This is a genomic window from Cupriavidus sp. 05T41 (assembly GCF_056396525.1).
The window spans coordinates 22,228-37,345 of record NZ_JBFTLQ010000047.1 but is presented as its reverse complement, the minus strand read 5'-3'; the positions used below and the strand labels follow the sequence as shown (position 1 = coordinate 37,345).

General features: G+C 63.8%; 12 protein-coding genes. 8 read left to right on the top strand and 4 right to left on the bottom strand.

The genetic code is table 11. The annotated features are described in order from the left end of the window. Positions 1 to 12 precede the first annotated feature (12 nt). The 8 genes from AC1DKV_RS25070 to AC1DKV_RS25035 all read left to right on the top strand — a co-directional run bounded on the left by AC1DKV_RS25070 (position 13) and on the right by AC1DKV_RS25035 (position 11,110). Positions 13 to 600, top strand: coding sequence for a hypothetical protein (locus AC1DKV_RS25070; protein ID WP_441614401.1), 588 nt, complete (start codon positions 13 to 15; stop codon positions 598 to 600). 142 nt (positions 601 to 742) lie between these two features. After that, the gene (locus AC1DKV_RS25065) at positions 743 to 3,496 is read left to right on the top strand and encodes a decarboxylase (RefSeq protein ID WP_477138232.1); all 2,754 of its coding nucleotides are present in this window, start codon (positions 743 to 745) and stop codon (positions 3,494 to 3,496) included. A gap of 104 nt (positions 3,497 to 3,600) precedes the next feature. Beyond that, entirely contained in the window at positions 3,601 to 5,289 is a 1,689-nt protein-coding gene (aspT, locus tag AC1DKV_RS25060) for an aspartate-alanine antiporter (RefSeq protein WP_477138231.1), read from the top strand. Positions 5,290 to 5,296: 7 nt separating this feature from the next. Next, the gene (locus AC1DKV_RS25055; RefSeq protein ID WP_477138230.1) at positions 5,297 to 5,629 is read left to right on the top strand and encodes a hypothetical protein; all 333 of its coding nucleotides are present in this window, start codon (positions 5,297 to 5,299) and stop codon (positions 5,627 to 5,629) included. Positions 5,630 to 5,691: 62 nt separating this feature from the next. Further along, positions 5,692 to 7,308: a bifunctional aspartate transaminase/aspartate 4-decarboxylase gene (locus tag AC1DKV_RS25050; protein WP_477138229.1), complete on the top strand. Its 1,617-nt coding sequence runs from the start codon at positions 5,692 to 5,694 to the stop codon at positions 7,306 to 7,308. A gap of 584 nt (positions 7,309 to 7,892) precedes the next feature. Next, entirely contained in the window at positions 7,893 to 9,224 is a 1,332-nt protein-coding gene (locus AC1DKV_RS25045; RefSeq protein WP_477138228.1) for an MFS transporter, read from the top strand. A 25-nt stretch (positions 9,225 to 9,249) separates the two neighbouring features. Then, positions 9,250 to 9,816 carry an RBBP9/YdeN family alpha/beta hydrolase gene (locus tag AC1DKV_RS25040; protein ID WP_441614412.1) on the top strand — a complete coding sequence of 189 codons (567 nt, stop codon included), beginning with the start codon at positions 9,250 to 9,252 and terminating at the stop codon, positions 9,814 to 9,816. Between the two features lie 133 nt (positions 9,817 to 9,949). After that, positions 9,950 to 11,110: a porin gene (locus AC1DKV_RS25035; protein ID WP_477138227.1), complete on the top strand. Its 1,161-nt coding sequence runs from the start codon at positions 9,950 to 9,952 to the stop codon at positions 11,108 to 11,110. Between the two features lie 318 nt (positions 11,111 to 11,428). On the opposite strand, the gene phaZ is transcribed toward AC1DKV_RS25035, so the two are convergent. The 4 genes from phaZ to AC1DKV_RS25015 all read right to left on the bottom strand — a co-directional run bounded on the left by phaZ (position 11,429) and on the right by AC1DKV_RS25015 (position 15,022). Further along, positions 11,429 to 12,271, bottom strand: a complete 843-nt coding sequence (gene phaZ, locus AC1DKV_RS25030; RefSeq protein ID WP_441643528.1) for a poly(3-hydroxyalkanoate) depolymerase — start codon at positions 12,269 to 12,271, stop codon at positions 11,429 to 11,431. Positions 12,272 to 12,343: 72 nt separating this feature from the next. Beyond that, positions 12,344 to 12,769: a phasin family protein gene (locus tag AC1DKV_RS25025; protein WP_477138226.1), complete on the bottom strand. Its 426-nt coding sequence runs from the start codon at positions 12,767 to 12,769 to the stop codon at positions 12,344 to 12,346. 58 nt (positions 12,770 to 12,827) lie between these two features. Then, positions 12,828 to 14,546, bottom strand: coding sequence for an alpha/beta fold hydrolase (locus AC1DKV_RS25020; RefSeq protein ID WP_477138225.1), 1,719 nt, complete (start codon positions 14,544 to 14,546; stop codon positions 12,828 to 12,830). A gap of 11 nt (positions 14,547 to 14,557) precedes the next feature. Continuing rightward, the gene (locus AC1DKV_RS25015) at positions 14,558 to 15,022 is read right to left on the bottom strand and encodes a MaoC family dehydratase (RefSeq protein ID WP_441614737.1); all 465 of its coding nucleotides are present in this window, start codon (positions 15,020 to 15,022) and stop codon (positions 14,558 to 14,560) included. Positions 15,023 to 15,118 lie beyond the last annotated feature (96 nt).

Here is a 15,118-nt window from a genome sequence, read left to right as displayed (position 1 = left end):
AGGGAGAACAGCATGAAAGGAAAGACACTATTGGCCATGGCCATGCTGATGGCAGCTACCGCATCGGTCCGGGCACAGCCCGAAACGAAAATGGATGTCACGCAGGCCCCCGGGCAGACGAGTGCCACGGCTACGGCCAAGACGACCGCCAAGATCACCAAGATCGACGCGCCGACGCGAACGGTTTCACTAAAGAGGAGCGACGGCAAGGTCGTGGACCTGGTGGTAGGCGAGGAAGCCAGGAACTTTGACCAGCTGAAGGTTGGCGATGTCGTGTCCGTCGAATACCGCGAGGCCTTGAGCCTGAGCCTGAAGAAGGGCAGCGGTCCGCTCTCCCTGCACGAGCGCGAGATTTCTGACCGCTCCGCGCCGGGCGCAAAGCCCGGTGGCACGATTGGCCGGGAAGTGACGGCCACGGCCGATGTGGTTGCGGTGAACACCGCGGCCAAGACCGTCACCCTGAAGGGGCCAAAGGGACGCACCGTCGACCTGATGGTTGACGATCCGGAACGGCTCAAGAATATCAAGAAGGGAGACCGGGTCCAGGCGGTCTATACGGAGGCCCTGGCGGTGTCCGTGGAGCCGGCCGCCGCCAAGTAGCGGCACGGCAKGACCGGCGTTCCCGGGCGTTCATCCTGGCAGCGTTTGCCGTGGCGGCCACACCCCGTCCCGGCAGCCATGACGTGTTGCCGGATGCCGCCACCTGCTTCGAGGAAGTCCATTTTCGCGACGGAGACACGACATGGCTGCGACTGAAGCAATGGCACCCGGGTTCGAGCTCAATCAGTTCTTCTCGGCCTGGGAAGCGCGTATCGACCGCTGGCGCATCCTGAACCGCATCGCCCGGACCCTGGCCGCCCGGCGGGCGCAAGACACCGACGAATTGCGCCAGCAAGCCAGTGCGGTGCTGGAAGAAATACGTCCCATCGAGGAACTGAACGCATACCCTGGACCGAACCTGACCGCACAGGTGAAAGAGCGCCTCGACAAAGGCGATTGGGTCGGCCTCGAACGCCTTGTGCAACGTATCAGCGGCGCCCTGCTTTCCAATAGCTACCGGGATGACAGAGAGGCCTGGATCGCCGAGGACGAAGGCGAGTCGCACCTCCCGGATATCCTGCCACCATCGATCGGCCACGGACAGAGCCGCAAGCCGTATTTCGAGGTGTTGCTGGTGGCCGCCGGCGAGCGCTCGACCTGGCCCGACTTGCGGGAGACATTTCGCAGGCTGCGGCGCAATGACGATCATTTCATTTATGAAACGGTCGTGGTTGGCAGTTTCGAAGATGCGCTGCTTGCGGCAATCTTCAATTGCAACCTGCAGTCGGTGGTGATCGTCGATGGCTTTGGCTTTACCTCGCAATACACGTCGCCGGTGTTGCGAGACATCATCGTGCGCAATACCCCGACGGGGACCGGAGCGGCCATGGAGGACTCGGGTACGGCGCTTGCGCGCCTGCTCCGCGGMCTGCGCCCTGAGCTCGACATGTTCCTGTCCACCGACCGCGACGTCGGTCACCTCGCCGGCTCCGAGGAGGCCGCGCCACTGCGCCGGATCTTCTACGGCGCGGAAGAAACGATGGAAATCCATCTGGCCATTCTCGATGGCATCAAGGATCGCTACGAAACGCCGTACTTCGACAACCTGAAGGACTACGCGGCGCGTCCGGTTGGAACCTTTCACGCCTTGCCGATCGCGCGCGGAAAGTCGATTTTCAAGTCGAACTGGATCCGCGACATGGGTGAATTCTATGGCGCCAACCTCTTTCTCGCGGAATMATGCGCCACCACCGGCGGGCTGGACAGCCTGCTGGAGCCGACCGGCAATATCAAGCTGGCCCAGGACAAGGCCGCGCGCGCCTTCGGCGGCGACCGCTCCTTCTTTGTCACGAATGGCACCTCGACCGCCAACAAGATCGTTCACCAGGCGCTGCTCACCCCGGGCGACATCGTCCTGATCGACCGCGACTGCCACAAGTCGCACCACTACGGCATTGTGCTGGCTGGCGCGCAGCCGCTCTACATCGATGCATACCCGCTCACGCAATACTCGATGTACGGCAGCCTTGCGATCCGCCCCATCAAGCAGGCCCTGCTGGCGCTCAAGGCCGAAGGCAAGCTCCACCGGGCCAAGATGCTGGTGCTTACCAACTGCACGTTCGACGGCCATATCGCCAACGTGGAACGGACCATGCTGGAATGCCTTGCCATCAAGCCCGACCTGGTCTTCCTGTGGGACGAGGCATGGTTCGGCTTTGCGCGCTTCTCGCCATTGCTGCGCATGCGCACCGCGATGGGCGGMGCCGCCAGGTTGCGCGAACTGATGCATGACGCGGCCTATCGCGACAAGTACGAGGCGTTCAGACAATCGATCGATGGCATCGGCGACACCGATCCGCGGCTGCTCGACATCCCATTGCTGCCTGACCCGGACCAGGTCAGGATACGGGTCTACCAGACGGAGTCAATCCACAAGTCGATGTCGGCCCTGCGCCAGGGTTCGATCATTGTCGTGGCCGACCAGCAATTCCACACAGTCGAGCCGCAGTTCAAGGAAGCGTTCTTCACGCACACCTCGACCTGCCCGAACCTGCAGATCATTGCGTCCATCGACCTGGCCAGACGGCAGATGGAACTAGAAGGCTACGAGCTGGTGCAGCGCGCCATACAACTGGCCATCGAGATCCGCAAGGAGATCAACAATCATCCGTTGATCTCGAAGTACTTCCACGCCGCCACGCCGGCGGAAATGATTCCGGCGGAGTRTCGCGTCACCGGATTTGCCGATTACGGCATGCCAGGCAGCACCATCGCGGATGCCACACAAGCCTTGCGCACCGACGAGTTCTTCCTCGATCCGACCCGTATCACGCTGCTTTGCGGCAACGCGGGGTACGACGGCACCMGTTTCAAGGGGCTCCTGGCCGAAAGMTACGACATCCAGATCAACAAGACCTCGCGCAACAGCGTGCTGGTGCAGATCAATATCAACAATACCCGCAGCGACATGGCGCACCTGATCAAGGCGCTTGCCGATATTTCCCGCGCGCTGGATCGCGAACTGGACGAGGGCGACGAAGCCGCGCGCGCCAGTTTCCAGGCTCGCGTGAAGGGATTGGTGGAGGACGTGCCGGAACTGCCGAACTTCAGCCGCTTCCACAACGCGCTGCGCGAGAACAGCGAGAGCGCAACGTCGGAAGGTGACATGCGTGCCGCCTACTACCTGGCCTATGACCCGCAGGCTTGCGAGTGCATCCGCCTGAACGACCCCCGCATCGACGAGCGACTGAAGAATGGCCCCGAGCTGGTGTCCGCCAAGTTCGTGATCCCCTACCCTCCCGGCTTCCCCATCATGGTCCCCGGGCAGGTGATTACGCCGGAAACCATTGCCTTCATGCGCAAGCTGGATGTGAAGGAGATCCACGGATTCAACGCGGCGCGCGGCCTCGAGCTGCTTAAGCCGGAAGCCCTGGACGCCCTGAACAAGGCACGCTGACCCGACGCGCGCTTGCATCCTATCCGTGATCCGCAGGAAGCACTGGATGGACTGAAGCGGAAACGTGTGACTTAACCTATCGAAAAAAAAGCGGGAGAAACGCCATGTCCTGGTTCGTGACAACGCTCAGAGCCTATCCGGAAATCGCCATTTTCCTTGCGCTGGGGATCGGATACTGGATTGGCGGGAAAAGCTTCAAGGGCTTCAGCCTGGGCGCCGTCACCTCGACGCTGCTTGTGTCGATTGTCATTGGCATCCTCGGCGTGAAGATTTCCCCCAACGTGAAGTCCGTCTTCTTCCTGATGTTTCTGTTCGCCGTCGGCTATGGCGTAGGTCCGCAGTTCGTACGCGGCATCGCCAAGGATGGGGTGCCACAAGCCATCTTCGCCTTGGTCATGTGTCTGTTGTGCCTGGCCTCCGCCGTCGGCGCGGCGCTGATGGCCGGATACGACCTGGGCTCCGCCGCGGGGCTTTTTGCCGGATCGCAAACGATCTCCGCATCGATGGGMCTCGCCACCGACGCGATCAATCGCCTTGGCTTGCCACCCGACGAGGCAAAACAACTACTCGACAGCATGCCGATCGCATACGCCGTTACCTATATCTTCGGCACTGTCGGCTCGGCGATCATCCTGGCGCAGATCGGCCCGAAGCTTCTGGGCATTGATCTGGTAGCCGCGTGCAAGGACTACGAAAGAGAACTGGGCGCCGGAGCGCCGGGTGAAGCCGGCACGGAATGGCATGAATTCGAATTGCGCGCCTATGCCCTGGCGCCAAACAGCCCTTATATCGGCAGGTCGGTGGGCGAGCTCGAGGCGGGAACCCAGGAGGGCGTGCGAGCCTTTGTCGAACGCATTCGCCGCGGCGGCAAGATCATGGAGGTGGACCTCAGTACCAGGCTCGAGGCCGGCGACGTTGTCGCGATCGGCGGAAAGCGCAATCAGCTKATCGAGCGCCTCGGCCCAAGCGGACGGGAGGTCGAAGACGCGGAACTGCTCGATGTCCGCACCGAGGGCGTCGATATCTACGTCACCAACAAGGAAGTCGATGGTCGTCCTTTGCAGGACCTGGCCCGCTGGCCGGGCGCGCGCGGCGTGTTCCTCAAGAAGATCAAGCGCGGGCCGACCGAAACCGTGATCCCGGTGCTGCCCAAGACGAAGCTCTATCGGGGCGACGTGATCACGGTKGTCGGTCGCACACAGGATATCAACGCGACCGCGAAGCAACTTGGCTATATCGATCGGCCCACGTCGGTCACGGACGTGGCATTCATGTCACTCGCGATCACGGTTGGCGCGCTGATCGGCGCGGTCGTCCTGAAGATAGCGGGGGTTCCGATCACCCTATCCACGGCGGGTGGCGCGCTGATCGCCGGCATTATCTTCGGGTGGTACAGAGCCATACATCCGACCTTTGGCCGCATCCCGGAGCCGACCGTCTGGTTCATGAACTCCGTCGGGCTCAATGTCTTCATCGCCGTGGTGGGAATCTCCGCCRGCCCCGGCTTTGTCGCCGGCCTGCAAAAGCTTGGGATCAGTCTTTTCCTTTGGGGCATCTTTGCAACGGCGGTGCCGCTGATCATTGGCATGCTGCTCGCCAAGTTCGTGTTCCGCTTTCATCCCGCCATCCTGCTCGGCGCGTGCGCTGGCGCGCGGACCACCACGGCTGCACTGGGCATGATCTGCGAAGCGGCACAGAGCCAGGTTCCGGGTCTTGGCTACACCGTCACCTACGCCGTAGGCAATACGTTCCTGACGATATGGGGCATGGTGATGATCATGATTCTCGCGTGAGCGCACCATGAAGAACCTGCTCGCGACCCTGACGATCGGCGCCATCCTGTCCGTCTCGGGTTGTACCTACTATGGCTATCCGGCCACCACCGCGCCCGCGAACTACGACCGCTCGTTCTTCGCGGMGGCGGACGCCTTGCGTGAACAGGGTGTGGCGATCAACGTGCAGGACCAGGCAAGCGGGACGGTCGCGGGCCTGCGCGATGGCACCAGTGTGAGCGCCAGCGTGCGGCAACAGCCCGACGGCAGCGTGCGGGTGCAGTTCAACGCCAGCGATGCGCGCGATCCCGGACTACTCGACCGCGTCTCGCGCAGCTACGACCGCCGGATGGGCCGCTGATCCCGCGTTTGCATCGATTCGCAAGTCTTTTTTGCCACGTACCATTTTTGGAGGAATGCGCCATGAGCAAGCCAGATCCGTCGAAGTTAGCGAATCTCTCGCCTTTTGAACTCAAGGACGAATTGATCAAGCTGGCTGGAAGCGTCTCGAACCGGTTGATGCTCAACGCCGGACGCGGCAACCCCAATTTCCTTGCAACCGTTCCGCGCCATGGCTTCTGGCAGCTTGGCCTGTTTGCCATGACCGAATCCGAACGGTCCTTCTCTTACCTTTCGGAAGGTGTCGGGGGTTTTCCGCGCAGGGCTGGTATCGAGGAGCGCTTCGATCTCTTCGCGCGATATCACCGCGACACGCCGGGAGTGAAGTTCCTGACCGGCGCCGTCTCGTTCGTGCGAGACCAGCTCGGCCTGGATGGGGGCGACTTCCTCTATGAAATGTGCGAAGGCATCCTGGCCTGCAACTATCCGGTGCCGGACCGGATGCTCAGGATCAGCGAAAAAATCGTCAAGCAATACCTGCGCAAGGAAATGATCGGCGCGCATCCCTTCCTGGGCGATTTCGACTTGTACGCGGTCGAGGGCGGTACTGCCGCCATGACATATCTGTTCAATTCGATGCKGGCCAACCGGCTACTTAAGGCGGGTGACAAGATTGCATTGGGCATGCCCATATTCACGCCATATATCGAAATTCCGGAGCTGAAGGAATATGACCTGACCGAGCTCACGATCGACGCCGATCCGGCGGCTGGCTGGCAATACCCCAAGAAGGAACTGGACAAGCTGCGCGATCCGGACGTAAAGGCTTTTTTCCTGGTGAACCCGAGCAATCCGCCTTCCGTCCGAATGAGCGACGAGGGTCTTGAGCATCTCGCTTCCATCGTCAAGGAGCGGCCGGATCTGATCATCCTGACCGACGACGTGTATGGCACCTTTGCCGACAACTTCGTGTCGCTGTTTGCCATGTGCCCAAAGAACACCATCCTGGTGTACTCCTTCTCGAAATACTTTGGCGCGACCGGCTGGCGACTGGGCGTCATCGCCACCCACAAGTCGAATCTGTTCGACGAGAAGATAGCGGAATTGCCGAAGGCGGAACGCCAGGAGCTGAACCACCGCTATGCCTCCATCACCACGGAACCCGACAAGTTGCTGTTTATCGATCGTATCGTGGCCGACAGCCGCACCGTGGCGCTCAATCACACGGCGGGCCTCTCCACTCCGCAACAAGTGCAGATGGTGCTGTTCTCCCTGTTCTCCCTGATGGATTCGTCGGACAACTACAAGGACGCCATGAAGCGGCTGATCCGCAGCCGCAAGGCCGCCTTGTATCGCGGAATGGGCGTCGCCCCCGAGCCGGTGGATTCGAACGTCGTCGACTATTACACGCTGCTCGATGTCGAGCAGCAAAGCAGGGAAGTCGGCGAGGATTTCGTCAAATGGCTGCTTGATACCGTCGAGCCGCACGAATTGTTGTTCCGGCTAGCCGAGGAAGCCGGCGTGGTGCTGCTGCCCGGAAAGGGATTCGGTACGCGCCACCCATCGGGACGGGTTTCGCTGGCCAACCTGAACCAGGAAGACTATGTGAAGATCGGTCGTTGCGTTCGCAAGCTGCGCGACGAGTACCTGGAGCGCTACAGGAAGTCCGGCGGGAAGGCGGAGAAGGGCAAGAAGAAGTAGACAGACCGGCCGGATGACGTTGATAGCGCCGCGGCCCCCCCGGTGCCGGCCATGTCGGCCGGGCTGCCGGGAACGGCCGCGGCGCGGACATGGTGAGCTGGCACGGGTGTCGCACGAGCCGACGGGTTGCATCCGGCACATCATCCATTCGGCCATGTCGCCCGCGGTGCCCCGCAAAGAACCGGCAGCCCGGTCGTGCGGTCATGCAACGACCAGCGAACACCCGGAGGCAACTCCCGACGGCGGCGCAGCCCGGTACGCCGGCAACCCGCCCGTCAACTTCGTAGCAGGCATCCCCGGTTTGCGCCGCGAGGCAGCGGCAGGCACATGAGACGGGTCGCCGAATGCGGTAGCGAGAACGCACAGTCCATCCGCTTGCGTAAGGCCCGAGCCAAGCGCCTCAGGTTTTCCCTGACTGTCCCAGGATGCAAAATTGATGTCCCGGATCATCAAACCGTGTGCAACTGATCCTAGATACTTGTCATCAGTTGCGACCGGACGCTGGCAGGTGCCGTGGAAGGAAGCGTCGACTCACCGGCCCAGACCGCCGGGAGTGCAGTCAAAGTCTTCCATCAGAGGCATTTATGCTTGGACAACGTTCCACACATTMCATCATGGCAGTAAATCCGGTMAGGCCAGCCGGGACGCATCCCTACTCGTGGGTGGTCTTCGCACTGGGCTTTGGCCTGCTGCTGTCAGACTACATGTCCCGCCAGGTGCTCAATGCAGTATTTCCGCTGCTGAAGAACGAATGGGCACTGACCGACACAGAGCTGGGGGCACTCGGCGGCGTTGTTGCGCTGATKGTGGGCGTGCTGACCTTGCCGCTGTCGGTCCTGGCCGACCGCTGGGGCCGCGTCAAGAGCCTCACGCTGATGGCGGCCCTGTGGAGCCTCGCCACGCTCGGCTGCGCGGTGGCKACAAACTTCGGCGAGATGTTCATCGCCCGCATGTGCGTGGGMATCGGCGAAGMCGCCTACGGCAGCGTGGGCATTGCCATGGTGCTGTCGGTGTTCCCCCGTCGCCTGCGATCCAGCCTGAGCGCCGCGTTCATCGCGGGCGGCCCGTTCGGGTCGGTTTTGGGGATGGCACTGGGCGGCGCCCTCTCCGCCCACCTCGGGTGGCGCTGGGCGTTTGCCAGCATGGCCATCTTCGGCCTGGTGCTGGTCGCACTGTTTCGCGTCGTGGTGACCGAGCCGCGCCTGAAGGCGCAGCGCGAACTGATCGGCGAGGACAAGGGCGACGAGGCGGCACCCAAGCGCCTGGCATTGCGGCCCCTGGTTTCCGCCCTGTTTTCGGCGCCTTCGATTMTTTGTGCCTATGTCGGCAGCGCCATGCAGTTGCTCGTCACAGGTGCGCTGCTTGCGTGGATGCCAAGCTACCTGTCGCGCTACTACGGCATGGCCACGGACCGCGCAAGCCTGACGGCCGCCGCCTTCGTGCTGGCCGCCGGCGCCGGCATGATTGTCTGCGGCGCGCTGACCGACTGGGTTGCCCGCAACGCCCCCACCCGCAAGTGGCTGATGGCCATTGCCTACAGCACCACCAGCTGCGCACTGCTCCTGGCCGCCTTCCACACGCCCCCCGGCGCGGCGCAAATGGTCCTGATCTGTGCCGGCATGTTGCTGGTCGGCGGTACGGCCGGACCGGCAAGCGCCGTGGTGGCCAACCTGACGCATCCAAGCATTCACGCGACAGCCTTCGCCACGCTCACGCTGGCCAACAACCTGCTGGGCCTGGCACCCGGGCCTTTTGTGACGGGCGTCATCGCCGACAGGATCGGTCTGCTCGGCGCCCTGCAGATCATTCCGCTGGCCGGGCTGTGCGCCACCTTGGCATTCGCGATCGGGCGCAAGTACTACGCCAACGACCTGCGTCGCATTCAAAGCCAGCGCGCCGCGCAGGCGCGGCCCTGACCTCTCCACCCCCCACCCTTTCATAATGATTGACCCCAACACCACAATCCTGATGGTGCCTGGTCTGCGCGACCATGTGCCGGAACACTGGCAGACGCTGCTCCAGGCGCAACTGCCGAATGCCCGCTCGGTGCCCCCGCTGGAACACGACAAGCTGAGCTGCGCGGCGCGCGTCGCGGAGCTGGACGCAGCGATTGCCGAGATCGACGGGCCGGTGGTCCTGGTGGCCCACAGCGCAGGCGTGATCATCACCGTGCACTGGGCCGCGCAGCACCAGCGTCCGATCCAGGCTGCGCTGCTGGCGGCGCCACCGGACTTCGATCACCCGCTGCCACCGGGGTACCCGGATCCGGCGGCCCTGGCACAGAACGGCTGGCTGCCTACGCCAGCGCAGCTCCTGCCCTTCCCCAGCATCGTCGGGGCGAGCCGCAATGATCCGCTGGCGAAGTTCGAACGGGTCGCCGGGATGGCCCGCGCGTGGGGCAGCCGGCTGGTTGACCTTGGCCACGTGGGTCACCTCAATCCCGCCGCCGGATACGGGCCGTGGCCACGCGCCACGGAATTGCTGGCGGCGTTGACGCCTGCCAGCTAGAGTGGAAGATAGGTCACGCTCCGGCGCTCGCGTTCGAACGTGGCCGCAAGAGAAAGTAGCACCCAAAGCAAATCCGTCTGTCAACGGAAAAATCGGACGCCGTAACCCGGTGAAAGAAAGAAGAGGAGACCAAATGAAATTGAAGAACATTGCCATCGCATCGCTGCTGGTGTGCTCAGGGGGCGCATATGCGCAGTCCAGCGTCACACTCTATGGCGTCGTCGACGCCAACATCGAATACGTCAACCACGTCGGCGCGGTACCCACGGCGGCCAACCAGTTCAATCGCGGCCCGTCCAATGACGTCTACCGCATGGATTCGGGCGGACTGTCCGGCTCGCGCTGGGGCCTGCGCGGCGTCGAAGACCTTGGCGGTGGCCTCAAGGCAGTGTTCGTCCTGGAAAGCGGCTTCAGCCTGGATACCGGCAATGCGCTGCAGAGCGGCCGCCTGTTCGGCCGCCAGGCCTTCGTGGGCGTGCAAAGCAGTTTTGKCCAGTTCACGCTTGGCCGCCAGTACACCTCGATCTTCGAGGCGCTCGCCAACTACTCGCCGACCGCTTATGCCACGCAGTACGAGCCGGTCGTTCTGCAGTCGGGCGCCAATTTCCGCGAGGACAACACCGTCAAGTACACCGGCCAGTTCGGTCCGGTGAAGGCGCTGGCCCACTGGTCGTTCGGCACGGGCGTGGCCCTGCCCGCGACAGTCGGCGTGGCGACGCCCATCGGCGGCAACGGCGAAGTGCCGGGCCAGTTCCGGCGCGACACCGCCTACGGTGCCGCCGCGGCGTACGAGGCCGGCCCGTTTGGCGTCACCCTCGGCTACGACCAGTGGAATCCGACCATCGGCACCGGCAGCGGCACGCTGAAGAAGGCCGTGGTCGGCGCAAGCTACACCTACGGCACGGCCAGGTTCATGGGCGGGTATCGCTGGGGCCAGAACAAGAATGCGGCAGGCTCCGTGATCCAGCGCGACGACTATTACTGGATCGGGGCGAACTACCAGGTCACGCCTGCCGTGGGGCTCACGCTCGAGTACAACTACGACGACGTCAAGAGCCTGTTCGGCAGTACGCAGACAGCCAACCCCTGGCAGATCGCCTTMGTCGCGAACTATTCGCTGTCCAAGCGTACCGACGTCTACGTGACCACCGCGTTCGCCAAGAACGCCGGCCTGATGCTCGAATCGCTGGCTACCACCTACGCCAACAGCCTTTCACTGGGCAACAGCTATGCGCTGGCCAACGGGCAGAGCACGATGATCGGCGCGGCCGTAGGCCTGCGCCACAAGTTCTGACCGGACCGCATCCGGCGGGAAATGACTGGAAATGGCGGGCGATGGCGGAAAATGGCGGGCCGGCATCCGGCCMGCCATCGCCACGCCAGCCCGCACGAATGGTGCTCGTTACGGCCGCCAGGGGATCACCCTGTGCGGCCGTTTTTTTCGGGCATCGCGCGGGATTGCGGGATCGCGGGCTTTGTCATGGCATTGCAGGATCGGGAGGGGCGGCACGGCACGCGCGGCCCGAAGGCGCTTCTTTCGTGCGGCGGACAAGGGGCAGCGCAGGCAGCGGCCCCTTCAAAGGGGCGCCCGGGAAGCCGGGCACCCGCGGCGTCAGGCTTGAGGCTGACGCAGGAAGCGCAGCACCACCTGTGCCGCTTCACCGACGCGTGTCAGGAGGAAGAGGTGGCCGTCCTCGAATACATGGAGTCCGGCCTGGCGAATGCGCGAAGCAAGGATCCTGGCATTGACYAGGGGCACGATCGGGTCGTCGGAGCCGTGCATGACCAGCGTGGGCTGTTCCAGGGCACCGAGCCACAACAGGCTGCTCCATCCCCAGGCCGCCAGCAACTGGTAGACATAGCCGCGGCCGCGCGGCGGTTGCATATGGCGGCCGTGCTCTTCCAGCAAGCCGGGGTCGTCGCGGAAGGCGCCGCCATAGATATCGGCGCCCACGCGGCGCAGGTAGTCCGGATCAGAGTAGCGGCGTACCCCGATCATCTTCGAGAGGACCGACACGCTTCCCGGCACCATGATCACGCCCGGCGAGGTCGCCGCCAGCACAAGGCGCCGGCAACGCTGCGGATAGAGATGCGCGAACTCCTGCGCAAGCGCCCCGCCCCAGGAGACACCGAGCGTATCGACCTGTCCTTCGTAGCCGAGATGGCTGAGGAGCTTGTCGGCGATCACGCACAGGCTGGAAAGGCGATAGGGAAGCAAGGGCGCGGGGGAACCGCCCGCGCCGGGCACGTCGAAGATGATCACTTCGGTACCGTCGAGCGCGTCCACGAACGGCTCGACGAGTTCGAGGTTGGCGCCGATGCCGTTGAAAATAAGCAGCGGCGGCCCGGCATCGCTGCCGGGCCGCACGCCGACCCGAAGCACCTGTCCATCCAGGTCTACGGTCCGGATTTGCATCTTGTGGCCAGATTCAACGCTGGCACCGTCTATTGTCATCAAGTCATCCTGGAGGCACTTCCCTGAAACGGGCGGGATGGCACGGCCTTGCGAGGCCGTGCCCGGCGAGGCTTACTGCCTGGGGCGCAGGATGCCCTTCACTTCTTCCACGTTCTCCGCGAGGCGCTTGCCGACCACGGCGAAGCTGTMGGCCTGTGTCTTGTACACGGTGTCGGTCAGGCCGCGCAGGCCGCTCACCGCCTTGTTCACGGTGCGCGGCAGCAGCTCGGTCACGCGGACCGCGGAGGCCTCGGCGCCATCGGCCTGCTTCGTCGTGCCGAGCGACTGCAGATCGGCCGCGGTCCCGCACAGGTACTCCGCCTGCAGGCGGACCAGCGACTGCAGGCCYGACAGCACCGTGAGATTGACGCTGGCCAGCGCCTCGATGTCCTTGCGACGGGACTCCAGGATCGCCACCGGGTTGAGGCGGTTCTGCTTGACGAATTCGAGCAGCTTCTTGTGCGGGGCGAACGTGTTCGCGGTGTTGGTCGATTCCATTGTCATGGTCTCCATTCAGGTTGCGTTAAAAAACTCATGGACTGCGGCGTGCCGCGCGTCAGGCTTCCATCACATAGCGTCCGGGCGCTGCGCCGCACGGCGCATGGCGTGCGTTACCCGGCGCCGCGGGTGCCTTGCACTTCGGCCCGGACCGCTGCTTCAGCCACTGGCTCCAGTGGCTCCACCACGAATCGGGCGTGGATTCGGCGCCGGCCAGCCAGGCCTCGGGATCGGTCGTACTGTCGCTGTTCGCGAAGAACTTCGCCTTCGGGTTGCCGGGCGGGTTGATCAGGCTTTGAATGTGGCCGCTCGAACTGAGAACGAATTCGGTCTGTCCGCCGAAGGCGCGCGCCGACCGGAACACGCCCTGCCACGGGGTGATATGGTCGGTTACACCGGCCACCACGAATTTGTCGCACTCGACCTCGGACAGGTCGATGGGGGCGCCCAGCACATTCAGCGCCCCTGGCGTCGCGAGCAGGTTGTCAGAGAGGATGTCGAGCAACTGGCAGTGAAACCCCGCCGGCAGTCGCGTGGTGTCGTTGTTCCAGTACAGGACGTCGAACGCCGGCGKAGCCTTGCCCAGCAGGTAGTTGTTCACCCAGTAGTTCCACACCAGATCGTTKGGCCGCATCCATGCGAACACCCGCCCCAGTTCCTCGCCGTCGAGCACGCCGCTGGCCCGGCTGCTTTGCCGTGCCATCGTGACAGCTTCCGGCGTGGCGAACAGGCCGAGCTGTGACTGCTCGTCCAGGCCGAAGACGGACACCATCAGCGTGGCGGCATTCACCAGTTTCTCGCCACGGCTGGCGCAATAGCCCATCAGCGCCGCCATCGTCATCGCGCCGGCGCAGGCGCCATGCAGGTTCACATCGTCGCTACCGGTGATATCGCGGATCGCATGGATGGCTTCGATCAGCGCCGTCACGTAGGTGTCGAGGTCCCATTCACGCTGCGCCACGGTCGGGTTGCGCCAGCTCACCATGAAGACCTGGAATTCCTGCTTGAGCAGGTACTCGACGATGCTCTTGCCCGGAGCGAGGTCGAACACATAGAACTTGTTGACCTGCGGCGGCACGATGAGCTGCGGGCGCGCGTGCACCTTGGCCGTGACTGGTGTGTACTGGATCAGTTCGAGCACTTCATTGCGAAAGACCACCGTGCCCGGCGTCGTCGCCAGGTCCCGGCCAACACGAAACGCGCTCTTGTCGACCTGGGACGGCATGCCCTGGTTGGTCAGGGTGTCGGTCAGCAGGTTGGTCATGCCGGACAGCAGGCTGAGACCGCCCGACTCGAACGTCTCCCTCAGCGCAGCCGGGTTGCCCAGCACCGTATTGGTCGGCGCCAGCGCGTCGAACACGAGCGACGTGAAGAACTGCGCCCTCTCCTTGCTGCGCGCGTCCATGACGGAGCGGCTGACAAAGCCGGTCATGGCATCGCGCCAGGCAAGATAGCCCTGCAACGGCATACGGTACAGCGGGTTGTCGTGCCATTCCGAATCCGCGAATCGACGGTCGCGCGCTGGCGGGGGAGAAGCCGTGCCGTCCAGCACGCTCAGCAGGTCATGCGCCAGCTGCGTCTGCTGTTCTAGCAGCAGCGCGGGCTCCTGGACGCATTGCGCGCCGATCTGCTGGGCGGTGGAGACCAGGTCCTCCGGGCGCAAGCCCACGAAAGGATTGGGGCTGGCCACAGCCAGGCCGCCGTTGTCGGGCAGGACCTGCGGGGTGACCTTCGCCGGCTTCCTGGCTTTGCTTGTGCGCGCTTTCGTCGTTGTCATCGCATCTCTCCTCAGGCAACCAGCAGTGCCAGCGATTCGGCGACCAGGGCCGGCTTGGCCTGGCCTTCGATCTCCATCGTGTTTTCCGTGCGCAGCATGACGCGGCCCTCGCCTTTGTCCTCCGCCGCCAGCAGCCTCACGCGATTGCGCACGCGGGCACCCGCCTTCACCGGCGCCAGGAAGCGCGTCTTCTCCAGCCCGCAGTTCACCGCGGCCTTGGCATCGCCGGGGACGATACCCATGCGGGTGATCTGGCCGCCCAGCAGGGAGAGCGTGAGGAAGCCGTGCGCGACGGTGCCGCCAAAGGGGCTCTCCCGGCCCGCCCGGTCCACGTCCACGTGAATCCACTGGCGGTCTTCCGTGCAGTCCGCAAATGCATCAATGCGCGCCTGATCCACTTCGACCCACTCCGATACGCCCAACTCCTGGCCGACGAACGCGCCAAGCGTCGCCATGCTGTAACCATCGATTGCCATGTTGTCTCTCTCCACCTTCTCTAAATCTGCCCTGACTTCGTCAGAACGTTGCATCGTTTCGGGGCCACGAATCCATGCCCGCGGGGCGCGCCAGGC

Excerpts from the sequence above, each read along its gene's own strand:
- AC1DKV_RS25070 (WP_441614401.1), top strand. The coding sequence starts at position 13 with ATGAAAGGAAAGACACTATTGGCCATGGCCATGCTGATGGCAGCTACC.
- AC1DKV_RS25040 (WP_441614412.1), top strand. The coding sequence starts at position 9,250 with ATGATTGACCCCAACACCACAATCCTGATGGTGCCTGGTCTGCGCGAC.
- AC1DKV_RS25015 (WP_441614737.1), bottom strand. The coding sequence starts at position 15,022 with ATGGCAATCGATGGTTACAGCATGGCGACGCTTGGCGCGTTCGTCGGC.